At 35.8% G+C, this 22987-nt stretch carries 19 protein-coding genes; all 19 read right to left on the reverse strand.

The genetic code is table 11. The features are described 5' to 3' along the window. Positions 1-57 precede the first annotated feature (57 nt). Positions 58-5253, reverse strand: a complete 5196-nt coding sequence (locus tag BW964_RS07910; RefSeq protein WP_076506224.1) for a helicase-related protein — start codon at positions 5251-5253, stop codon at positions 58-60. Further along, positions 5250-5930, reverse strand: coding sequence for a hypothetical protein (locus BW964_RS07915; RefSeq protein WP_076506225.1), 681 nt, complete (start codon positions 5928-5930; stop codon positions 5250-5252). The genes BW964_RS07910 and BW964_RS07915 overlap by 4 nt, the downstream gene beginning before the upstream one ends. Positions 5931-6007: 77 nt before the next feature. Then, the gene (locus tag BW964_RS07920) at positions 6008-8032 is read right to left on the reverse strand and encodes a hypothetical protein (RefSeq protein ID WP_076506227.1); all 2025 of its coding nucleotides are present in this window, start codon (positions 8030-8032) and stop codon (positions 6008-6010) included. Between the two features lie 15 nt (positions 8033-8047). Continuing rightward, on the reverse strand, positions 8048-8752 hold the full coding sequence (locus BW964_RS07925) for a hypothetical protein (RefSeq protein ID WP_076506229.1): 705 nt from the start codon (positions 8750-8752) through the stop codon (positions 8048-8050). Then, entirely contained in the window at positions 8749-9585 is an 837-nt protein-coding gene (locus tag BW964_RS07930) for a M23 family metallopeptidase (protein ID WP_076506231.1), read from the reverse strand. Before BW964_RS07930 ends, BW964_RS07925 begins: the two co-directional genes overlap by 4 nt. Position 9586: 1 nt before the next feature. Next, positions 9587-11578 (reverse strand): type IV secretory system conjugative DNA transfer family protein, encoded by a 1992-nt coding sequence (locus BW964_RS07935; RefSeq protein ID WP_076506232.1) that lies wholly within the window; start codon positions 11576-11578, stop codon positions 9587-9589. Then, positions 11578-11934, reverse strand: a complete 357-nt coding sequence (locus BW964_RS07940) for a hypothetical protein (protein ID WP_076506234.1) — start codon at positions 11932-11934, stop codon at positions 11578-11580. The genes BW964_RS07935 and BW964_RS07940 overlap by 1 nt, the downstream gene beginning before the upstream one ends. A 10-nt stretch (positions 11935-11944) precedes the next feature. Next, on the reverse strand, positions 11945-12814 hold the full coding sequence (locus tag BW964_RS07945; protein ID WP_076506235.1) for a DUF4138 domain-containing protein: 870 nt from the start codon (positions 12812-12814) through the stop codon (positions 11945-11947). 4 nt (positions 12815-12818) lie between these two features. Next, a complete protein-coding gene (traM, locus tag BW964_RS07950; RefSeq protein WP_076506738.1) occupies positions 12819-14027 on the reverse strand; it encodes a conjugative transposon protein TraM in 1209 nt (402 codons plus the stop codon). Continuing rightward, the gene (locus BW964_RS07955) at positions 14023-14376 is read right to left on the reverse strand and encodes a hypothetical protein (protein WP_076506237.1); all 354 of its coding nucleotides are present in this window, start codon (positions 14374-14376) and stop codon (positions 14023-14025) included. Before BW964_RS07955 ends, traM begins: the two co-directional genes overlap by 5 nt. Before the next feature lies 1 nt (position 14377). Continuing rightward, positions 14378-14992, reverse strand: coding sequence for a conjugative transposon protein TraK (traK, locus tag BW964_RS07960; protein WP_076506239.1), 615 nt, complete (start codon positions 14990-14992; stop codon positions 14378-14380). A gap of 23 nt (positions 14993-15015) precedes the next feature. After that, complete coding sequence (locus BW964_RS07965; RefSeq protein ID WP_076506241.1) at positions 15016-16263, reverse strand: hypothetical protein; 1248 nt, start codon at positions 16261-16263, stop codon at positions 15016-15018. Position 16264: 1 nt separating this feature from the next. Continuing rightward, on the reverse strand, positions 16265-17095 hold the full coding sequence (locus BW964_RS07970; RefSeq protein WP_076506242.1) for a hypothetical protein: 831 nt from the start codon (positions 17093-17095) through the stop codon (positions 16265-16267). Positions 17096-17100: 5 nt separating this feature from the next. Next, complete coding sequence (locus BW964_RS07975; RefSeq protein ID WP_076506243.1) at positions 17101-17769, reverse strand: hypothetical protein; 669 nt, start codon at positions 17767-17769, stop codon at positions 17101-17103. Between the two features lie 68 nt (positions 17770-17837). Continuing rightward, positions 17838-18560: a hypothetical protein gene (locus BW964_RS07980; protein WP_084175763.1), complete on the reverse strand. Its 723-nt coding sequence runs from the start codon at positions 18558-18560 to the stop codon at positions 17838-17840. A gap of 10 nt (positions 18561-18570) precedes the next feature. Continuing rightward, positions 18571-19224 carry a hypothetical protein gene (locus BW964_RS07985; RefSeq protein WP_076506245.1) on the reverse strand — a complete coding sequence of 218 codons (654 nt, stop codon included), beginning with the start codon at positions 19222-19224 and terminating at the stop codon, positions 18571-18573. Next, positions 19211-22276: a TraG family conjugative transposon ATPase gene (locus BW964_RS07990; RefSeq protein WP_076506247.1), complete on the reverse strand. Its 3066-nt coding sequence runs from the start codon at positions 22274-22276 to the stop codon at positions 19211-19213. The genes BW964_RS07985 and BW964_RS07990 overlap by 14 nt, the downstream gene beginning before the upstream one ends. A gap of 11 nt (positions 22277-22287) precedes the next feature. Then, positions 22288-22614 (reverse strand): DUF4133 domain-containing protein, encoded by a 327-nt coding sequence (locus BW964_RS07995; RefSeq protein ID WP_076506248.1) that lies wholly within the window; start codon positions 22612-22614, stop codon positions 22288-22290. A 1-nt stretch (position 22615) separates the two neighbouring features. Then, positions 22616-22906 carry a DUF4134 domain-containing protein gene (locus BW964_RS08000; RefSeq protein ID WP_317044329.1) on the reverse strand — a complete coding sequence of 97 codons (291 nt, stop codon included), beginning with the start codon at positions 22904-22906 and terminating at the stop codon, positions 22616-22618. Positions 22907-22987: the final 81 nt, after the last annotated feature.

A 22987-nucleotide genomic window follows, 5' to 3' on the forward strand; every position in this document is an offset into this window, starting at 1 on the left:
TTAAAAGTTTTAGCCAAATTTACAAATAACATTATAGTGAATTAGATTTTTTGACACCTATCTTCTTCTTTTTACCTCTTTATTTTCTAAATCTACATTAACCTCCGTTTTACCAAATGATTTATGCAATGGATTATTACTATAAATGCCTTTTTTCGGAAATAAGCAAAATAAAGCCCTATTTTCATCCAATCTTTCTTTAACATAATCTCTATTTTCATTAGCTTTTAATTGTTCCGCTTTCTCTATTTTGTACAACGCCACCAAATTCTCCCTCGTTTCCGGAAGCTCCTCTAACTTCTTATCCAGTTCTGCAATTTTATCTTCAGTGGTTTTGGTTTGAAATTCAATTTGAGTAACATCTATTCCTTTCTGAGCTAAATTTTCAATTACTTCTTGTACTTGAACTTTATGAAGGTCAATTGTTTTTTGATATGATGGTAATTGGGTTGCCCAATATTCAGCATTTGCATCGCCATTTTTCGAATAGCCTTCAATTCTATTATAAGAATGTTCAGCTTTGGTGACTAACTCTTGAACTTTCAAAACATCTTCGTATTTTCTCAACACAAAAGCACTATCTGCGAGATGCTTATTTTTCTCGCTTTCAATCCTTTTTTTCATTAATTCGATTTCAATGTTGGCTCTGGTTTCGGGATTGGTAATGATGGATGTTTTAAGCTCATGTGTACTGATGTCCGAAATATCCAAAACATCGGCTCCTTTTTTCATCGCTTCTAAATATCTTGCTTGTTTGGATTGCAGTTTTTGAAGCATAAACACATCAATACTGTCATTGGTCAGCATAAAATTGATTCTCACATTTTCATTTTTATTTCCTTGTCTCCACGCTCGTCCTTCCACTTGTCGAAGTGACGTAAAATTGTACGGCAACGTAAGCATATAAACATCTGTGGTGTTTTCCTGGAGGTTCATTCCTTCCTGTATGGCTTCACTGCCAATAACTACTTTTATTTTTCCTTCATTAAACTCATTTTGAATAGAAATTCTTTGATTTTTATTGGTCGCACCAGTAATAATTCCAATTTCTTCGGGTTTATAACCGATTTCTGTTATGAGGTATTCTTTCAGTTTTGGAAATTGAGCAACAGCTAATTCAGAATAAATAATTTGTCCGGAGTCAGGAAGATCTTTTTTGTTCTGCCTTATTAAATCCATCGTCTCTTTTAATTTCGGAGAATTTTTTATGAATTCTTTGACGGAAGGTTCTTCGCCATCATAATATAATGATATATATGGCGAAATTGCAATCAGTCGGGCATTGAGAATATGAGTAAGAATTGCTCCCTTCTCAGTTTCATTGAAATTTTCATTGAGCAAGTCATATTGTTCTCTTGTCAGATCATTCTGCTCAATTTTATACTCTTTATTTATTTTGTTGGGACGAATCAATTCCGGATTGTCTTCTTCTCCTTTTATATCAATGAATTCCGAAAGTAATTGCTGAAACAGCGAATTATTTTTAAATCTTCGAACATTTGCTTTAAATTTAACATCGCCTTTTGCATCAATTTCCATATCATTGTCCGCTTCCATAAAGGTCTCGAAGAATGTATTTACATTGAAATAACCCGATTCTTCTAATCTTCTATTTGCTATTAAAGAAAGAATGGAATAATATTCCAAAGGCTTGTTGGTAAAAGGCGTTGCGGAAAGCAAGGTTACATTTCTTCCGTCATTTTTGTCTTGAATGTACTGAGCTGCCATCCAGGTATTGATTCCCAATTTGGAAGTCTGTTGGTTTTGACTTCTAAAATCGGAAGCAAATCTTAGGTCCTCAATTTTTACTTTTCCTACAATATGATTGGCGTTGTGAACTTCGTCGTACGTCAAATGGTCGAATCCAAAATCTTCCCAATCATAGATTTTACCACGTTTCATTTTTCCCTCGATTTCCTTTTCTTTCTGAAGTTCAATTTGGATATCCCTTTCCGTATTGGTAACGCCTTTCATTTCGCTTGTAGAGATGTAGCTGAATTTTGAAGAAAGTTCTTCAGTTATTTCTGATGAAAACCCGATATTATTGAAACCCTCATAAGTAACAATGGTAATTTCTCCGTCTTTATTATCAAACTTTGAAAGGTCATAATCTTTGCCTAGATTCCCTAAAACATTGACTTTAGCATTGGGAATGGTTTCAAATATCGTTTCCACCCATTGTTTCAAAATACTGTCATTCGGAACTACGATGATTGGTCTTTTCGCATTTCCCCTCTCCATTGCTTCGTGCATAGATAGGATTCCTGATAATGTTTTACCAAAACCCACTTCGTGCGCTAAGAGCCCTACTCCTTTTGTGGTCTGTCTTCCAATTCCTGCTTTCTGAACTTCGGTCAAACGCAATTCCTGACCTTTGAAATGCAGATAGATTCTGGAAAATAATGGGAATTTAGAATAATCCGGAACGTGGATGTTATTGTAATTGCGGTTAAAGTCTTTTACAAAACGATTTCTAATGTCATCGGAAAGTTCTTCGCGAACAAACTTGTAAAACAAATCATTCGCAGCAGCTTTTCGCCTTTCTCTTACTAATGCATTCCTCTCTTTATCGCTTCCTGTAACCGTTTCGTTATCTACAAAGCTTCGCACTTCCCAAGCGGAAGAACCCGCAAAGGCTTCACTTGACAAAGTGCCTACAAAATCTTTGAATTTTTCCGCAAGATTGTAATCTAAAATGACCGATTCGGTACGTTTTGTAATATGATTATACTGGTCTTTTTCTACTTGACCTAACTCAAATTTGTGTACGAATTCGTGATTCGGGCTGATATAAATCTCATCCAGCGATTTCGTTTTTGGTAATGCTTTTTCTAGTAATGCTTTTTGTTTTTCGTATTGGTTTTCTGTTCCACCAACTGCATTCTTATCTGCGAAATCTCGCTCTAACTGTTCTAATTTTGCATAAACATTTCCTTCAGTGTAATAAAAATCGTGAACCCAGTTTCCATCAATGAAGTTCGCAAATTGATAATGCTTTCCAAGATTATTTAATGTGCCGTCATAAGAGGTATCTCTGAATGCTTCAATTTGTTCTTTGGTAATATCAGAGCTATTTTGCAAGGAAGTATTTACAATTTCATCCTGTTTGGAGAACTGATATTTTAAAATACCTTTCTTTAGTCCCGGTTTTGTTTGAAGTTCATATTCCTTCCCGACTCTCGTATTGTGAATGGAAATTATTCTATCACTTTTTTCAATAAGATCCTTTAATTTTTCCTCCGAAAACGATGTTGGCTTTGTGATTAGATCTTCGCGTAGTTTTTGATACTTGCTAATTTCATTCGTAATTGCGGGAGATTTAAACTTGATGTTATTGAGTTTAGAAAGTACCAATTCAATTTTTTCTTGAATTTCCGATACATTTACCTTATTTTTATTTTGGTTTTCAATCCTAGCAGAATCTTCGATTTCTGCATTTCCTTTTTTGGGTACAGGAACTTTATTTTCAACTTTAGGTTCTTCCTCTAAAAACATATCTTCAAACAGATTTCCGATCCGCTGGGTTTCTTTCCTATTTTTAAACTGTTCAATCTTAAATAAAGCTTCATCTAAATTTCCGTGAATATATTTTTCCAATCGACCAAAACGGTTGGTTTTTTCTCGGGTTTCTCCCAAAATTCTTGTTGGATTATTTTCAAAATAATTGGAAATATCCTTTGAAATATTTTGATTGTTTTTTCTTAGAATGATAATGTCGGTACCTACTTGTGTTCCTGCAAAAGCTCCGTTGGGTAAGCGGAAACCTTCCAAAATATTGGCATTTTTCAAATTGCTTTGGCGGTTCAGCCAAGATGATGGAAGTACCATCGCCAAAACGCCGTTTGGTTTTAAAGAATCCAAAGACCGCTTAACAAAATAATCTTCGTATTTTGAAATTTTGGGCTCTTCTCCTAATCCTTTGTAAAGTCCCCGATGTTCACCATAGGGAGGATTCCCGATGACCAAATCATATCTTTCTGAAAAATCTTTTGAGTTTTTTTTATTACCTGTGTCATCAATAAATTCGGTTTCAAAAGAACGAAGGTTGATCTCGACTTCGGGATGCAAAAGTTTAGCAATTTTTGCTGTGGTCTCGTTGATTTCAAATCCTGTAATTTTAGAATTTACAGATAATTCGTTAGCAGCATAAATGAAATTCCCGGTTCCAACGCTGGGTTCTAAAACGGAAATTCCATTTTGAGTTTTGAAATGGTCTTTGATTAAATTACGGACTGCATCGACAATTTTATCGTGTGTGTAATATTCATCTAAAATTCCTCTGCCTTCTTTTGAGGTTCCGCCACTTTGGAATTTGTTGCAGATTTCTTTTAAATCATCCGTGACTTTCAGATTTTCTTTGAGAATAACCTTGTGATTCTCGGAAACAAAACAAGCTGCAGAAACTACTTCCGCAACTTGTTCGTTGGACAGTTTTTGTCCTTTATATTTTGAAATAAGAGCATCTAGCTCTACATTATTTGTTGAATTTTCACCTACCTCGGAAGGTCTTCTAGCTGATCTTATTCTATCGGATATAGTTCTCCCGGGTACGATTCCGCCCACGGAACGTCCTTGAGTTTCTCCAACATTATTCTGTTGTGAGTCGTCATAGGATCCTCTTCCTCGGTCTCGGCTTCCCAAATCGCTCCGCTCTGTGCCTGCAAGTCCATTTCCAGCATCGTTGCTGCCCACTGCTTGTCCTCTTCCGTAACTTCCGTTTTGCTCGGATTGGATTTTAGGGCTAAGTTCTCGAGTGTTTTGTTCAGGTGTTCCGTTTCCCACTTGCTGAGAATCGGATGTTGTTCTGGATTCAATTGCATTGCTTTCATTTTCAGAATTTTTTGGTTCAACTAAATTAGTATTTTTATCTTGAAGATTAAGTTTATTCTCTAAATATCCGGTCAGGTCTTGATTCCCATTTTTAGAAATTTCATACAAAGGACGAACGTCTTTGATATTTTTGCCATTAAATTCTGTAAGAATTTTCCTGGTTATTGCATTTCCCGTTCTATCCCCGGTAAGACAAAGAAACATTTTACCATCATAATTCTGGTATCTATTGAGAAACTTTTTGCTATTTGAACCTGAATTGAGGGTAATCAATGTTTTATTATTGGTTTGCTTGTTCAATTGAAGAAGCTCCAAGAATGAAAGCGTATCCTTACTGTTTGTGAAAACAATAAGTTCCTTTAAATTTCCTTCAACTACAGAAATGTCATCATTTATCTCATTAAAAAAATCTTCATTTTTCACTTTTTTCTGTTTTTTATGAAGTGGTTAAATTCAAAAATTTCTTTGGCTTCACCGTCCCAGTTTTTTCTTGACATTAATTGAAGCGTCACGAATATGTCCGTCTTTTTATTGTAAGAATCAATCCTTTCGAGCCTTCCGTGGTAGTCCTTTTCTGCGTGTTTGTAAATAGAGTACGGTAAAATAGTATCCGTTGGATAAATGTAAAACCGGGTGTACATCCAAGGTGAGTTGATTTCAAATCGTTTGTATTGTTTCTTAAACAAAACCGTATCACTCAGATTTTTTCGATTTCGGTAATTGGGGATTTTTTCCTGAGAAAACAATGTTCCTCCTCTTTTCTTTTCAACCGAAAGCGGCTTTTGTTTCTTTATGATATCTGACAGAATAATTTTGCTCGGATTTTCATTTTCAATGGTATAGCACAATGAATCTTTAATGAAATAAATCTGTTGGGTTATTTCGGGAGCATCAGCATCCGGAATCCTTTCTATAATAGAATCTCCCGAATAATTAAGGCTTGACAAATGAAAACTTTGGATTTTGTCCAGATTTTTGGAAACATCAAAATAGACATTGGAGACAACATCGATTCCTCCTTTTGGGGATTTGATTTCTTTGTGGCAGGAAGTGCTTACAAAAAGAAAAAACAAGCTGGGTAGTATTAAAAGTTTTTTCATAGATATAGGGTTTAAAAAAGCGGCAGCCTAATTAATTTGACTTACCGCTGGGAAATAAATGATTGGTTGTAAGTGATCTATCGTTTAATACTTTGTTCTTTCACGTTATTTTTTTCGTGCTTGTTGTCTTGTTCCAAACCTTCTAAAGGCTTGTTGGTATTGATTCTGTTCATATCGGAATCATACAGATTCAGATTTTTGTATTGCGGGTTCAGTACCGCTTTGCCTTCTACCACTTTATCGTCCAATTCAAATTTTACCTTGACGATATTTCCTTTTTCCAAAGATTTTATGGTACTTTCCTTCCATTCCGGCTTATCGAAGATCAGTTTGGATTTTTCTACGATCTGAGCCGTATCAACACCATAATTTTTGTAAAAATTCTGGAAATTATAATTTCCTTTTTCAGTTTTGGGTTCGTTAAAATTCAGTTTGGCAAATGCAGGTTCTATTTTTTCTGTTTTCGGATTGTGAAATTCTATTTTTACCGTACGCCCTTCCAAAAGGTTGACCGCTTCTTTAGCAGTAAATGTATTTACCCTGTTAACAGGAAAATTGTGAGAAATTTCTTCGCTCTTTTCATTGGTTAATTTTGCGTTGTAGGAATTTAAAAATACACCACCACTTTCTGATTTGTTGAATTTTAATATAAAATCTACCTTGTTTCCGGGCATCGTTTTGTCGGAAGTGGTTTTAATTTCGAACTCTTTTTCGGGAGCATTAATCCCATTTTCTAAATCTTTGTGCAGTTGTTCTCCTTCTCCGAAACCAAGATATTTTAACTGAAATTTCGGATACTGAGATGGTTCATATTCGTTCTGTGTTTCCATAATGTTTGGGTTTTGATTGTTAAATTTTATATCATTCATTGTTAATATTCTGTGTCTTGAAAAAACATTTTCATCCAGATAATTTTTTAGAATTTCACCGCTATCCAATAATTCGTAGGATTCCCCATATAGCTGTTTTTCCAATAGGCCGAAAGCCAATTCGTCTTTGTCATTTTTTGACAACATATGACCATCAATAACATTTGGGATTGTGTCCATTTGTGCCTTTGTAAGAGAATAATCTCCATCTGTTGTTCCGAATTCCATTTTTTCTGAATAAGCTTTTCTTTGGTTCGCTGTGATCTGCAAGTTCTCCAGTATGAATTCGTTTTCTTTCATAAAGATCCTGTAATTGAGAATATCATTTTTTTCCTCTTCGGAAAGTTTCGGATTAAGATTATTTTGCACCGCTTTTGCTTTTAAGTCGTTTTCGACATAGCTTTTGAATTCGTTCAAACTTTTTGGAGCATCATAAAAATCTCTTATACCTGTCCATTCTCGCCGACCGTACGGTAATGTATATTCCTGAGTTTGCATATCATAGCTGTAATACCTATGACCGCTTGGACTCTTCAGCGAGCCACTTCCATCATCATAATCGTTCCAGGTCCAGCCGTCCGGAAGGTCAGATGCAGGGGTTAAATTTTCTTCAAAGTCTTCTTCTGAAAATAGGTCATCAAATCCAAGACTATTTTCTTCCCAGTCAAAGCTTAATGTGCTTTCTATTTGATCTTTAGTCTTTTCAATAGAGGTATTTATTTCGATGGTTGATCTATCTGTTTCCATTTCATATTTTCGGAAATGATCGGCTTGCCGTTCATCAATTTCTGAAGTTGTCATTCCTAAACTTAAGTCTGTCCTTAACTCCAATTCATTTGCCCAAGAATCTGAAAGATATATTTGCTTTGCCGCTTCATTACCAATAGTCACTTCTGTAAAAGCTTGGTTATCTTGTATGATTAAGATTCTACCATCGATTTTCTGTTTATCCATAAAGCGTACTACTTCAGCTAAACTTTTAAAATTAATTTTCACGGAAGTATCAGTATCCGCATTGAAGATTGTATTTACAGTGTAGGCAGAACCTTGAACTATTTGATTTGCCGTGGATTTATAAATCTGCATAAACTTTTTCTCCCGATCAGAAAACTTCCTTTCTCCATCCCTGAAAAATTGTTCAGGCGGAGTAGTTTTCATTTCACGAACAAAATCTTTATAAGCCGTTGTTCTCGGAATTACAAGCTTCTCAAACCAAGATAATTTATCTTCCATTTTTTAGTTTTAAATTTATCTTCTAAATCTTCGTGACTTTTCTACTTCCTCTTCTTGTTCTTTGTTTTCCTCTCTCATTCTATTGGCGTCTTGATAGACATCGGGGTCATTTACATTTAGCTGAATGTCAGATTTATTCTGCTCCTGTGATTGATGCTGCTTTTTTGAAATTCCATCAACTGTTCCTATCTCTTTGGAAACGATATTCAGATCCTTAGCGATTTCTTTTGCCATTTCTGGGAACTGGTCAATTTTATCCTGTAGAAAAGATTTCAGTTTCATAAGTTCATTTTTGTAGAGGTTGGTTTCTGCTACATCTCTTTTATCTGCAATAATTGCAGTTAATTCTCTTGCGTTTTTAATGAGATCAAACTCAACCACCTTATTGGTTTCTTTGTCGAAAATGAAAGCCTTTTTTTCAAAAATCAATTCTTTTTCTGATTTTGAAAGGTCTTGAATATTGGAATATTCAATATTGGCTTTACTGTTTTTGAGAATCTCATCAATACTTTTATCTCTTTCTAAAAAGATGACCTTCAGTTTGGTATTATTATCCGTAAGCTGAAAGGTCGCCCTATTCTTGTCGTTGTCTGCAACGATGGTATATCCCTTCAAAAATTTCTGAATATCATCCTCATTTAGCTTTGTAGAGAATGATAAATCTTCATTGATTATTCCGTATTTTTTTAGTTCTTCTGTGGGTAAGGTTGTGTTATTCATTGTATGTTGCTATTAAAATTGTTAACTTTTATGAGGTCGTTTAAAAAATGAGAAGGATTGATATTTTGCCCAAATTCCTTTACTGAAAAATGTAAATGAGGTCCTGTGGAATTTCCGGAATTGCCACTTTTCCCAATGATAAAACCAGCTTTTACTTTTTCGCCTATCCGATAATAGATCTCTGATAAGTGCATATAGGTTGTTTCAAAACGGTTGAAATGTTTTACTTTGATGAAATTTCCGCCGCCTTTAGAATCCCAACCGGTTGCCGTAACAATTCCATCTATTACGGAATAGACATTTTCATAGTTGGCTTTAAGGTCGATTCCGTTGTGCATTTTTTTGCTTCCGAAAATGGGATGCGTTCTGGTTCCGTAAGATGATGTTACTGTCAATTTATTTTTAAGTGGCATTACAATTTTTGAAAAATATTCTGTTGGTTCATCTACAAAATCATAGGTCGTAACCGCAGCCAGCTTCTTTGATGTTTCTCTATGATCTTCAGGCTGATTTTGTGTGAGCTGCGTTAAAGAAGTTTTAAGTTGTTCAATGTCATTTATCCCTTCATCCTTTATACTTCCATATTCTTTAATGAGTATTTTCAGGGAATCAATTTGATTTTTCAGATCTGATTTTGTGATGATGTTTAAAACCTCTTTCCACATTTTTTTATTCTTTTTCTGGTTTACCGGTTCGTCAATGTTAGTTTTATCTGATACTTTTATATTTTCAGATTTTTTCGGTAATGTTGGTATAATCGTATTGAATTGCGCAGATGATAAGCTACTGTAAAACAGCACCATCAAAGTAAATGTGTATTTTAGTTTTTTCATTTTATGCAGCTTTTATATTTTCATTCACAATGAGTTCCACTTCTTTATTGATTTTTCTAAAATTGGTCATCAACACCTCTTCTTTGCGGTTAACCCCCTTTTTATCTACAAAAGAGTAATATGACGGCATTTTCACATAGTTTTTTTCTTCTTCTTGAATCGCTTTCAAATCCAGTTTAATTTTACCACTAATTGCAGACGTTTTATATTCCTCAGCATCATTTTCTTCTCCTTGCGCAATCATTCCGACCATTTCCCCGGTTTTCAAGGCTGCTATTTTACCTGCCGGAATCATATTATCCATTTTTTCGTTGATACTGGTTGTTGTTCCTTGCTGAGAAATGGATTGTGAGTATGACTTCTGTTTAATTTTTCCAAATAGTTTTTCCAACCAATCCAATGTATTTTTGTCTCTGGCAGAACCGGAAAGAATATTTCCTACAATAGCAGAAATCGTATCGGCAACTTCTTTTTTATAAAACTGGCGGAGCTGCGGAATTTCTTGTAATCCAAGCATTACAGCAACTTTATTGCTTCTTGCAGTAGCTACGATGTTATCAATTTTGTGAATGTAAATCGTCGGAAATTCGTCCGCGATAATTCCTCCCGGTAAATTGTGTTTGGAATTGATCAATCTTAAAATCCTATTTAGTACCGAAGAATACAATGCAGAATTAATATCCTGTGTTCCCGGGTCTGATGCTAATATGATAATGGACGGATTATCTCTGTCGGTTATCTTTAATTCCACTTCGTCTCCGGAAAACACCCAAAAACTTTCTTTAGTTGCCAATCGGGAAAGGAATATTTTCAAAGTTCCAATTTGTCCTTCCAGCTGATCAAACGCCTTGTTGTCATAAGCCGTTTTGAAAGGCGAAAGCAAAGAGAAAATTTCTTCGTTGGTAAAAAGAGTATCGAAAATTTCTTTATAGCTTCTGTTCATAAAGGAAAGAATGTGAGGCAGATCTGAATATTTCCCGTTTTCGAATGTTGCAAAAAAGTAAATGCAGGACGAAAGGAAATTTATCGCAGATTGGGTAAAGAAAGCTTCAGAGCCTCCTCCTGAACTCGAACCTCCTTTTTGTAAAGATGAAACCATAGATTCTGCCATTTCCTGTGCCTCCGCTAAAGTTTGAATGTATTTTTTATGAAACGGGTTTACCCGTTTTGATTTTTCTATCTCGTTAAGATTAATGACGTGGAAATTGTAGTCGTACTCCGATTCTTTGCTTTTTTTAAACAAATAATGGTAGTACGCAATCTGCGCTAAGTCGGGAAATTTAAAATCGTATATGCAGAGACAAAAACCTTTGGCTATCATTTGTCTTATTGCAGGATTGATGACTCCGAAAGATTTTCCGCTTCCCGGCGTTCCGATGACCATTGTTCCCCGAAATGGATTGATGTTCATCCAGCCTTTATTGCTCTTGTTTTTGTAACGGAACAAATATGGAATATTGATTGTGACGTCTGACGTTACCAGTTCTTGATTTTGGTCAAAAGATTCTTCCTCCACGTTCCATCGGTCTTTTCCCATTTTTTGCTGCATCAGTTTTGAAATACTGTCTGCACCCATTTGGAGGATAACTGCCCCTAAAAAAGAAAGAACTGCATAGATTACTTGATAGAGATTGAATCCGGGAAACACTCTTGGAAGTTTTGCATTTCCTGCCTCATTTTGCCAGATCAGCGAAGAGAAAATCATCAGCAATCCCAAAATCATAGGAACGATAATTTCTGTAGCAACATTGAGGTCTTTCTTTTTCTTGGCTTTTGTTCCAATTGCAACTAATCCTATCAAAATTAATGTAGCGAATTTGGCATTGATAGGTGGGTAAATAAAGCTCAGCTTTGAAAAATTTTTCAGCAAGTTGGACACTACCGGAACATCAGCACTCAGATAAAAAAGCGAAGCACAGTCTAATGCAACCACAGCGTACACTGCTTTTTGCAGAAAGCCATAGATCTTTATTTGATGTTGTTGTTCTTGCATTAAGAATAATTTTCGAAATATTGATTAAGTAATTTGTGTTCTTCTAGTAAACTATCGTGTAGCTTCTGTTGCCGTTCCTGCAAATTTTTATGATGTTCCTGTATTTTAACAAGATTAGCATTCAACAGATTCAATTGAGCAATTAATTCATTTCCTCTTTTTTCGACACTCTCGATAATGTATGATTGACCTGCCTCTTCAGATATTTTATCACACCACTCTTTAAGGTTTAATACCCTTTCATAGGCAATGATAAATTCTTTTCGTTTTTTATAAATAATAATTATAGCAACAGAATGGTAGGTAAATAGTAATATCACCAGTGCAAAACACAGCATAACTGTAAAATTTTCCATAGTCTTAATATTAAAAGGTATCTGCTTTCAGAATATCTGAATAGTTGACTTTCATTTCTATGGTGCGCCCCGAGAGCTGTTCTTCAATCAAGCGAATCATCATCACTTTACTGTTTGGGTAAGTGAATTTTTTGAAAACATAAATATTCCTGAAATTTTTTCTGAAGTGTTTCTGCGGATTGAGCTGTAAAATGGGTGTTAGATCTACACTTTGGTTATTGGTGGCTTTGTGTATTTTTTTGTCTTCCAAGGAGAATTTCAAATCCTCAATATCGTAGCTCAGATTAGAATTATTTTTAATGGTCATATCTAAAAAAATATAATCACTGATCACATAGACATTATTGAGCTGGAAGCTGAGTTTTAGATTTTTTTCTTCTCTAATCGGATTTTTTTCAGATTTTTTTCGAATAATATCCATCGCAAATTTTCTCAGTTCAAGATTAGAGAACACCATTTTATCAAATTCTACAGGCTGCATCGCTTCGGGCTGTATATGAATATTGGTAATCGTATTGAGGTTATCCTGATTTCGATAAACAACTTTGTACTGTGCAATGAAAGATTGTGCGACAACGGTAATGATCCCAATAGTATTTCCATTAAAAAAAACGGAAGGTATATTGATTTTTCCTTTCTCGTCAGAATCAGGATGGTCTGTGATCTTTATTCTGGCAATGTTTGTAGCAGGCAAATCTCCAGTCAGTTTTTCTGTTGACAAATCCACGTACTGAATGGGTTCCGGCGAAATGATATGCAGGTTGATGCCTTCGGTAATTTCAATCTCAGGTAAATCGGAAACAATCTGTTCTTTGGTTGCAGTTTGAGCCGTGAAAAATTGAGCTGTGAATATTAAAAGGGTGTATAATAAAGTTCTCATTGTTTTATTTTTTTTGTTGGTTTTGTGAATCTTTCAATTGTTTTTCGTCGATCAAAAAGACATATGAGTTGTATTTCAGTTTTGCTTTATTTTCTTTGATCAGATTGGTGATGGATTTAGATGTCGAAGTAAAAAGGCTGCTTCCAATACTTGAAAAAAATCCTTTTCCGCCCATATCCATCTGTGTTCCTTGAACTGAGTTGCTACCCATTTCCCGCATCATATCCCTGAAAACACTTTGTGGAACGTACAATCCTTTCATCCCGTCAACATCGTAAATGGATAGATTGACAGGATAGATCTCTCCTTTTGTAAAGACCGAAACAATATTGAGATTGACTCTTTGCATTGAAAATCCCGAAATTTGACCATATAGTATAGAACCTTTGCCAATCTTTTTGTTTCCAACAAAGATGTCTTCCAACAAGCGGAACCTAATCCTGCTTCCTAAAAATCCTTTGTTGTTTTCGTCAATGACCGCTTTGATAAAACTATTTTCCTTTTCTTTATAGAAAGCATTAAAACCACTGTTGATTCCGGATTTGCTCACATTGAAAGTTGAATTGAGAAAATCGTCCATCTTATCCTTATTTGATTTCAATCTCTGTTCTGCTGCGAGTTTATTTTGGTATTCAGGATCACGGGATTTTTCTAATGAATCCATTACCAGCATCTGCTCTTTCAGATATTTTACAGGATCTGGTTGGGCGGACTGAGGTTTTTCTTTTTGTGTATCAGAGTATTTGTTATTTTCATTTCCATAAGATTTTTCATTTAGCATTTTGATGATCTCTGAAGACCTTTTATAATCTTTATCATCTCCTTGCTGTTGATTGGGATTGTAATATGAAGATTGATCTCCTCTTGCCTGATATCTATTCTGTCTTCCGTTGACCGCTTTTAATGAATCTATTTCTCTTTTTTGGTCTAATGATAATTGATCATCATAGCTTAGTAAACTGTCTGATTCCTTATCCAAACCTCCAAGCATTGTTCGGTTATCCTCTTTTTTAAAGAATTCATCGTAAGCATCGTTTTTGGTCATAATAGAATCCTGCGTTTCACCTAATGAAAGAGACAGTTCTTTGGGCTTATCCTTTGCAGAAGCATCTTCCTTCATAAACTGCGCTCCCACGTAGCCGAAAAGAAAAAGAAACGGCAAAGCCAAAAGTGGCAAAACGTATTTCTTATCTTTAAAATTAATCTTTTTAATGTCCATTTTTTAAATTTTGGTATTGGTTAAACAGGTAGTCGATTCGTAAGCTGTCTTCTTTTTGTAAAGAATTTTGGTCTCTTTTTACTTTTAAAGTCTTGAGTTCATTCACTATTTTTTCCATTTCTTTATCATTGTTGATGGGCAAATTTTGACTCGTCTTATTGTTTGAATAAAGAACCGGAGGTCTTATTTTAAATGCCGTTTCGGAAGGAAAAAAAACACCTTGAATAATTGATCCTATAAAGGAAACTGACAGTAAAATCATTGCACAAGTGAAGAATTTCTTCGGATTTTGAACCGCCCATAGTATCCATTTCTGACCCTTTTGTTTTAATGTCGTATTCATTTTAGTAAGAATTTTTGTTTTGATTGGATAGTTCTTCGTTATTGATGATTCGCCAGTTTTTAAGGATCACACCATGAGGATTATTGGGACTTCTGATGATGTCTTCAAAGAAACCTTCGGTTATGAGCATTCTTGTAATGACAGAGGATTTTCTTGTGATCATTTGTTTCCCGAAAAAAGAGAATTTCTTTTGTTCCATATTGAGTGCAATTGAATCGGTATGGATACTGACCATTGAACTGGAGGCGATGATCTGATTGTAAAAACCTTTTTCCTTTAAATTGGTATATTCTTTTTTCCCGCTGTCATCAATGAGATATAATGACTTTTGAATATTATCCTTGATATAGGTATCATCTGGAGCGAGTGTGAAAAACAGTCTGTGGAAAAGTTCTATTTGTGCTTTGTATTCTACGGGTCGGTTCAGTAATACATCCGTTTGCTTTGCAAGTACCGGAACCCCATTGTCTAAAATGTAAATGGATTTTCTGGAATCTTCGATCATTCTGTATGCAAAGAAAAATCCCGCAATGACAATAAAAACAGCAAAAGCAATGGTTGAGATTGAAATAATCTTGTTGATTTTAATTCTTTGTTCTATGTTTTTAATAAGCATTTTGTTTTGGTATTTTTTTGAGGTTATTTTCCATTTTTCATCGCTCCTTGAACTCTTCCCGATGCTGAACCTGCTGCTGCATTTTTTGCTGTGGCTGCTGCTACAGATGCACCACCTGTTTTAGCTGCCAATATTGCTGTCTTTGCACTGCTTGCCATTTTTCCTGCGGCACTTTTCATTTTGGTCATCGCGCCCGCTCCTCCGGCTGAAACAATACTGTCAGCAATGGTTGGGGTCATTAGAACACCAATTCCTGTAACAACGTAAGCAACACAAGTGAATAGCTGATTGTAGATCATTCCCGAATTACTCACATACACCATTAAAGCATCTAAATTGGTAATCGTTCCGTTTGATAGTAAGGTGTCATACCTTTCGATCTCCATTGTATAGCCTGATGCGATCAGTTGCTGGCCAATGTTGATAATGGTGTAGGCAACAAAAGTGTACAGATTGATATTGATAAATTTGGATACCCAACTGTATAATGAATTTTCAAATCCGGGAATCAATGCCATTCCGACAGCTATCGGACCTAGAATGATTAAAATGTAAGACCATATTTTTTGAATGAAGAAAATGAGATAAACACAAACTCGAAGAATGGAAAGGCAACAAAATTCAATAAGTTCTGCGAATAATTTCTGCATTTGGAACTCCATTCTTATCGACCACTCTTTGATGGGTTGAATGAGTTTATCCAATCCCTCACTGATGTCAAACCACGAATCATCTGCATCTTCAGTGGTATTTTCAATAACTTCCTGCTTCGCATCTTCTTCCGCTTTCAATTTTATGACGGCATCCAATAATTGCTGTTGTTTTTTGAATCTCTCGACACGTAGATCATTGACCTCAGATTCTATATCGCTGAAAATTGAAATCCCCGGTTCGGCAATCGCCTCAAATGGTGCCTGAATCATATTGACAAATCCGCTCCAATACACCAGCGTAAATCCAATGAGTATCGGCTTCAGCATAGGTGTGATTTCCCATTCTCTGTCTCCGGCTGCCATCTGCCAACCCATATATCCGAGGTACATCAGAGCACCTAAACCGCCTATTGCTTTTCCTACCAAAGCTGAACCTGCTGCACTATCCTGCACACTGTTGTCCAGTTTGGTAAAAACTTCCATAAACCATTTCTCAAAAGCACCGTCACCTTTTAAAAACTGGAGTAAATTACTGTAATCGCTATCTGTCTGGGCGAAACCCATTACAGGGAACACTATTGCCAGCAGGCAACAAAAAATTGTGAGATTTTTATTCATTTTAATATCTGTGTTTATAGTGCTGCATCGTATTATGGATGATCTGTTGATCTGAAGCCGGTGTCCACGCAGGTGGCAAAGCGTAATTTGAATGGTTCTTTAAAATGTTTTTATAATCGGTTAGAAGTGTTGTCTTGTTATTGTGGTTCCTTAATTCCGTTACAAATTTTCTCCACTTAATAAGGGTTTCGTGGTACATTATGAATCGTTTTCCTCTTGGCATATCCATACTTCTGGACATTGCGTATTTTTCTTTGATGAGATCCAGCTCTTCCTTAAGCCTTCTAATGGTTCCTGTCGTATTGAGCGTTTCAAAAGTTTGTTGGTCTTTCAATCTCCATTCAATAAAATTTTGTGGATGGTCGGGGAATTCGGTAATTGGTTTTAACATTCGTTTGTAATACAGCAGCCAGAGAGGATCGGCATCTACCGTTGCGGAAGTCCAATGGGCAAAATCCTGAACGCTTCTTTTATGGATAGTGTCCGAAGCTGCTTTTATCTTTTTTGCCTCTTCCTCCTGAAACTTCAATTGGGCAAATCGTTGATTTTGTACTCCGGTTGGCTTTAATGGTCGAATGTCTTCACCGTCTTTATAATCCCTGTTGATCTTCGGTGCCCACATTCCCCAAATAGTGGCGTAAGCGAAATTGGTTTGAACACCTAAAAAGTATTTAGGATATGGTCGCCAATCTCCCCAGCTTTGAAAGACCATTCTTTTGTGCTGTGCTACGATGGAAGGATCATTCAATCTTTTTACAGTGACTTGTCCGGATATTGTAATTGTAATCAGTAGAAACTGAAACAGGTTTATTTTTTTATCTAGATTTTTCATAAGTTTTAATTAAAGATGTATTTGTATTTCTGAATAATATCGCCAACAATAAGTTTGTCTATACTGATGTAATTTCTGAGTATAGGAACCTGATACAGATAAGGGATCTTCTTAGCATTTTCTAATCGCAGATTGATGTACAGTATATTGCCATTAATGTTTCTTACCCTTATAAATATTTTTTCAATGAGCATTTCCCTGTCCATCGCATCCATCAAAAAATCTTTGTCTTCATTGAGAATATCCTGGGTAACTTCCTGCTGAAGCTTCATCGTCTGCTTGCCTATTTCAACATAATATTTTGAAATGAGTATCGAATATTCAGGATGCTGTGCGGATAGATCCAGCATTTTATTGGAGTTCGTCACGATTTTACCGAGATATTGATAGAGGTAGATAAGCTTTTTGCTCTGGGTAAGCGCCGAATTCACATTTTTGAGCTGTTGATAGATGTATTCCTGAATGGCGATGATCTGCGTGATTTTATTGTTGATATCATCATACAGTTCTTTTTGCTTTTCATACGAATTCAAAAAAGTCTGTTCACTTCCCAATCGAACGCCGTGATTTACGGTGATCTGTGATAAAAGTTTGTCATTGATAACTATCTGCTGGCTTTTTACGGATGCAACAGTGAAGAATAAAACTCCAAGAAGAATTGCTTTTTTGCTCATATCATTATTATTTTATCATTAAGAAATTTGTGAAATACATTGGCTCCGCCGAATCTTCGATTTCATTTCTAAAAAGACTTGATGTTATTAATTATGCTTTCAACTACTTGCTTGTCTCTGTTGACATAATACTGAAAGGCTCTTTTATTTCGTTTTACTTTGGCTTTTATATCCCGTATTTTCAAAAGCATATGCGTAGAATTCCTGCTCAATGTTTTCACTTCGCCTAAAGCATAATCCAATAATACTTTGCGTTCCGATTTCTCCATTTGATTGATGGCTCCGTAAGACAAAATGATTCCGGTTACGAGTCTGGTTACCATTTGCAGATCATCCACAAACTGAACCTGAGAAGGCAAAACGGCTATAATGGAATAAGGAGCATCGTTTATTTCATTGATAATAGCAGTCTGATTGTTTGTTATTTTTGTTATTTCCCTGCTCATTGCTATTCCTGTCGGTATTGCCTGGATGGCAAATGAAACTATCCTCAATCGATCCTGAATTTTGGTAATCTTGTCTTTGAAGTTGTTCCATTGGGTTCTATTGGCGGTTTCCACAGTCGCATTCAGCGTTTGCTTTTCCCGCATCTCTTTTTGCCTGTCGTGTTCTTTCATTGTGGCATTGATCTCCAAATCCATCATCGGAAATGATACATTTTCCTGTTGCCAAGCTGGTGTGGAACCGCCACCGGAAGAAGTTAAAACGACGTAGATTGCAGAAAAAAGCAAACTTAAAAACAACTTATTTTTGCCTCCATAAAGTCGGCGAATCTCGTTCCTCGATTTCATCTTTTTGGTTTTAAAAATTCCTTTTATACCGATCCATAATATCCTCAACAATCGCTTTGTCTGTATTGATGTAGCCTGCAAATGGATTGATGGAATTCCAGAATCCCAATCGGTTTGCTTTCTCCAATCTTAATTTGATGGCCAAAAGCCACAACTTCAGATTTTTTACATTACTTGAAATGTTATGCAGAATTTTGTATCGGTCCCCCGCTGTCGCCAAATTGAGTTCTCCGGATGCGAGGATGTCAGAAACATCTGTCACTATTTTCAGGCTTTGATCGTAGGTTTTTTGGGAAGCTTTTACCCCAAAAATTGCGTATTGCGGATGTGCTGATGCTAATTGTCCTACTTGTGCTGAGTAATTGTAACACTTATTGAGTTCCGAGTAGATCTCCTGCACCTGAATACCATTTTGCAGTGTCCCGGAAACTTCTTTTAAACCCTTCAGAATTTTATTCTGAATATCGTTAGCTGCAACCATCTGGGTTCCGACCCACGTCTGGGCATCTTTTAGTTTTGAAGTTTCTTCGATGACCTCATTCTGTTTGGCTTTTAGATTTTCAGAATATAGAATCATTGCTGCCGTTACCGTAGGATCGATGTAGGTGTTTTGAGCACACAATAAACTTCCAAATCCTAAAAATAGAATGCTAAACTTTTTCATATTGTTTTTTATTTATTAATTCTGAAAAACTGATATTACGGTCTTCCAATTCCTGCGAGATGACTTTGAAGACATTCTTCCCTTTATGTTCTTTTTTCATCATTCCGTAAAAGGAATTGATTTTTTGATCCAATGGATTTTGATATAAATTCACGAGCGACACCAAGTTTTCCAGACTGTCTCCGAAGATTTTCAAATCAGCAACTATTCTGCGCAATGCTTCATCATAATTGCCATATCGATGTACATAATACTCAACAGCAGACTTTTCAGGTTTTTCTGTTGTGTAGGTCAGATACTGCTCCAAAGAAACCTCGTTTCCGTATACCTCTCCTTTGGAACCTCTTTTCAGATAAAATTCTTTAAAACGACTTCTTCCGAATTTATTATTGAGATTATTAATGGTAAAAATCTTGTTCTGCTCTACTTTATTGAGTGAAAGTAATGAAGCGATCTTGTCAAAGTTGTCTTTGAACTTCGTCTGGTCAAGCAATATAAAAGTGTCCGAGTTATTGATTATACTTTCTTTTACGACTGCATTCCCGATAATATCATCCAGTTCCTGAGTAACAACTACGGCTTCTCCCCAAAATTTCCGTACTGTTTTATACAAATAAAGAATATAACCTCCCATTAATTTACTCGCAATGGCTTTCCACGCTTCTTCTATGATCAAAGCTTTTCTGCGGTCTTTTCTAAGGCGCATTTTCTGAATAAAAGTGTCCATTATAATCAACGTCACTATTGGAAACAGCTTCGGATTGTCCTTTACGTTATCGATCTCAAAAACAATGAATGTTTCATCGAACAGCGTATTATCTGAGCTTTCATTGAGCGTCGTTCCGTACCTACCGCCTTTGTAAAAATCTCTCAGAACAAACAAAAATGTTCGAAGATTAAATTCCTTCTCAATGATGTTGTGCTTCTTATTATTCAAATAGATTGGAAGAAATTGATCGCAGTAATCATAAAATCCATTAAACGAAAGTTCTGTTACAACTAGCTTTTCTTCTAATTCTTTAATTTTTATGATGATGGCTTTTCTAAAAGATTCATTCCACTGCTCAGATGATCTGGTCTGCTTGATGATGTCATTCGACTTAATTAAGATCAACTGCGTTTCATTGTATATTTTCCTTCTTTCTTCATCGTTCAGCGTATCATACGCTTCATAGACTTTATAGAAATTCTCACTTTCATATTCCGGATTGTTGATGTTTTTATCAGGATGATAAAATTTTAACAATTTTCTTCCGGCTTCCTTGATTTCATTACAACTGGCATCGAATGTAATCCCCAGAATGTCATAATAGTTTTGATGTCCTTTGGCTTCATTCTCATATTCAGAAAGAAGATCATCTTCGTGAATGTTGTATTTACTCAGATAGAGAATGAGTTCTTCCGAAGTTTTATTTTCATACCACTCTTGTCCTGAGTTAAAATACTGATGATAATACGACATCAATACATTGTCTAATATGGACTTTTGTGCTGATGACATTGAGGAGTCAGGACCTTGCCAGATCAGGAAGATCAGGTTGGTTAAAAATTCTATTTTTTCAATATTAAATTCTTTCTTATCCATCAGAAAAGGATTCATCGTGATCGGTTTTTCTTCGGTGTACTGAATGTATCTCCCTCCTTTGTATTTACACGTTCCTGAATAGGAATCCCCTGTATCAACAATGACGACATCATAATTGTAAGTCAAATACTGCTCGATAATATTGTTCATTAAAAAACTCTTGCCTGACCCACTAGGTCCGAGAACGAACTTATTTCTGTTATTAATTCTTCCTGTTTTCATCGGTAAATCCGAAGGATCTACTTTTAGCGGAACGCCTTGTCTGTCTGTAAATCTCAGGTAGAAGTTGGATTCTTCATTGACGGGGTAACTTTCTTTTAAAAAAAAACACAAGGCCGCTTCGCTTGTCGTCATAAATAAATCGTATTCTCTAAGTTCGGTGCTATTACCCGGAATAGCTGCCCGCCAAAGTTCCAATTGGTTATACGCATTTTTAGAAACAATGATACCCTTGGTGAAAAGTTTGTTTTCAATCATCGACTGAATGTTCTCCATTTTTTCCAGTGTTTCTGCGGAAAATAAGATTGAAAAATGAGCATTGACAACGAGCTGTCCGTCAATGGCTATGTTATGAAGCAGGGTCTGGATTTCATCTGCGATAATCGCGTTGGACGGGGAATTGTTGGCTGCCCCTTCGTGCTTTTTCTTTTTTTTGTCGAGCTCCCTCTGCTGTTGTGCCTGAAGCGGAATAGTAATGATCTGATTGTAGACAATGGTCTCGTAGTCTTCCAGTTCATTGATGAAGCTAAAATTATCAACCGCCGTCTCAGCTGCAGCTCCATTACCTCCTAAAACTGAGTAAGGCTCAATTTCCGATGGCAGATCAATGTTTTCTACGTCAACATAGGCAATGTTTTTCACAAACCTGTTTCCGATCTGTAAAAATTCGTTGGTGCTTTTTATATTATCAAAAGTTGGAGTTTCTGTAAACTGCATCGACAGAACTCCCGAAATGTAGTAATCAAAATCTTTCTCAAATAAAAACTCAGGTTCACAATTATTCTGTTTCAAAAGCATCAATACTTTCTGGCACTTATCCCTTAGTTCCTTATAACTTTTATCCGAAAAATGATAATGCTTCATTTTCTTTTTCAGTTTATCATCGATGATATCTGTAAACAAAAGCACCGTTTCGATGGTTTTAAAAAGCCTTCCCTCAAAATGTTCCGAATATTTTTGTTGCAGAAATTGGTTTGATTGTTCAGCGGTGTATTTTTTCTTAGAGAAAATATCGAGTTTCTGAACAATTCTTCCTTCTCCAATGATTGATACCACCTGATTTAAAACCGTGTGGAAATTGAGATAGCTATCCGGGTCTGCCGAGTACTGTTCGACAATATTTTTTATTTTGATCCCGATGATAGGGTTCCCATATTGTCCGAAAAGAACATCAAAATCCCAATTGAAATCTTTTGCATAATCATACCCGATAAAAGGGATGTTAAATGCTTGTTTTTCCTTTTTCATATTGAACTTATTTATTTTTTATTCGTCATATGGAACCTTTCGGTTTCATCATTCTTTAAAAGTCTTTTGTTGGTTAATTTTTTTGGAAAGATCAAGATCTGATCGAAATTTTTGGTCTTGTCATATAGCCCATATTTGTCCTGTCTTTTGAAGATCAGATAAACACCTCCTGCGGTTATTGCGAGTCCGAATAAAGAACCTAGTAATCCAAACTTCGATAATACCAGCGCCAAAATTACTCCTGTGCCAATGACACCCACTGCGTAAAAAATGTATTTCCCTTTCAGTCCGAAAAACACAAGGGGTTTTTTGAGCCCCTTGTATAAATAAAATCCCATCTTAGGCAAAAAATGCGGTTACGAATTCCGGAACTACTAACAGGAAGATCATTGCTCCTCCATAACCGAGAATTTCTTTGTTGACATCCTGATCGCCGTTCGTCCATTTGTTGTACACTCTAAGACCTCCAATGAAACCGACCAATCCACCAACTGCTTTCAGGATTAGTTTGATAGGATCCCAATAATCCTTAATGTCGTTGGCGGCGTTCGAGATGGCTGTTGCACCGCCTTGTGCAAATGCAGGTGTTAGTGCCATCACTACAAAAGCGAGGGTTAAAATTTTTTTCATCATTTGGTGTTTTTTGAATTTTTGATTCATAATAAGTGTGCTTTTAGAAGGTTAATTAATTGGTTTATTTTTGGTTTTTGG

Origin of the sequence: Chryseobacterium shigense (assembly GCF_900156575.1) — a bacterium.
Taxonomy (GTDB): domain Bacteria; phylum Bacteroidota; class Bacteroidia; order Flavobacteriales; family Weeksellaceae; genus Chryseobacterium; species Chryseobacterium shigense.

Coding starts and splice junctions, on each gene's coding strand:
- BW964_RS07990 (WP_076506247.1), bottom strand. CDS start 22,276: ATGAAAAAGGAAAAACAAGCATTTAACATCCCTTTTATCGGGTATGAT.
- BW964_RS07980 (WP_084175763.1), bottom strand. CDS start 18,560: ATGAAATCGAGGAACGAGATTCGCCGACTTTATGGAGGCAAAAATAAG.
- BW964_RS07955 (WP_076506237.1), bottom strand. CDS start 14,376: ATGAATACGACATTAAAACAAAAGGGTCAGAAATGGATACTATGGGCG.
- BW964_RS07970 (WP_076506242.1), bottom strand. CDS start 17,095: ATGAAAAATCTAGATAAAAAAATAAACCTGTTTCAGTTTCTACTGATT.
- BW964_RS07965 (WP_076506241.1), bottom strand. CDS start 16,263: ATGAATAAAAATCTCACAATTTTTTGTTGCCTGCTGGCAATAGTGTTC.
- BW964_RS07995 (WP_076506248.1), bottom strand. CDS start 22,614: ATGGGATTTTATTTATACAAGGGGCTCAAAAAACCCCTTGTGTTTTTC.
- BW964_RS07940 (WP_076506234.1), bottom strand. CDS start 11,934: ATGGAAAATTTTACAGTTATGCTGTGTTTTGCACTGGTGATATTACTA.
- BW964_RS07975 (WP_076506243.1), bottom strand. CDS start 17,769: ATGAGCAAAAAAGCAATTCTTCTTGGAGTTTTATTCTTCACTGTTGCA.
- BW964_RS08000 (WP_317044329.1), bottom strand. CDS start 22,906: ATGAAAAAAATTTTAACCCTCGCTTTTGTAGTGATGGCACTAACACCT.
- BW964_RS07930 (WP_076506231.1), bottom strand. CDS start 9,585: ATGAAAAAACTAAAATACACATTTACTTTGATGGTGCTGTTTTACAGT.
- BW964_RS07985 (WP_076506245.1), bottom strand. CDS start 19,224: ATGAAAAAGTTTAGCATTCTATTTTTAGGATTTGGAAGTTTATTGTGT.
- BW964_RS07920 (WP_076506227.1), bottom strand. CDS start 8,032: ATGGAAGATAAATTATCTTGGTTTGAGAAGCTTGTAATTCCGAGAACA.
- BW964_RS07945 (WP_076506235.1), bottom strand. CDS start 12,814: ATGAGAACTTTATTATACACCCTTTTAATATTCACAGCTCAATTTTTC.
- BW964_RS07915 (WP_076506225.1), bottom strand. CDS start 5,930: ATGAAAAAACTTTTAATACTACCCAGCTTGTTTTTTCTTTTTGTAAGC.
- BW964_RS07925 (WP_076506229.1), bottom strand. CDS start 8,752: ATGAATAACACAACCTTACCCACAGAAGAACTAAAAAAATACGGAATA.
- BW964_RS07935 (WP_076506232.1), bottom strand. CDS start 11,578: ATGCAAGAACAACAACATCAAATAAAGATCTATGGCTTTCTGCAAAAA.
- traK (WP_076506239.1), bottom strand. CDS start 14,992: ATGCTTATTAAAAACATAGAACAAAGAATTAAAATCAACAAGATTATT.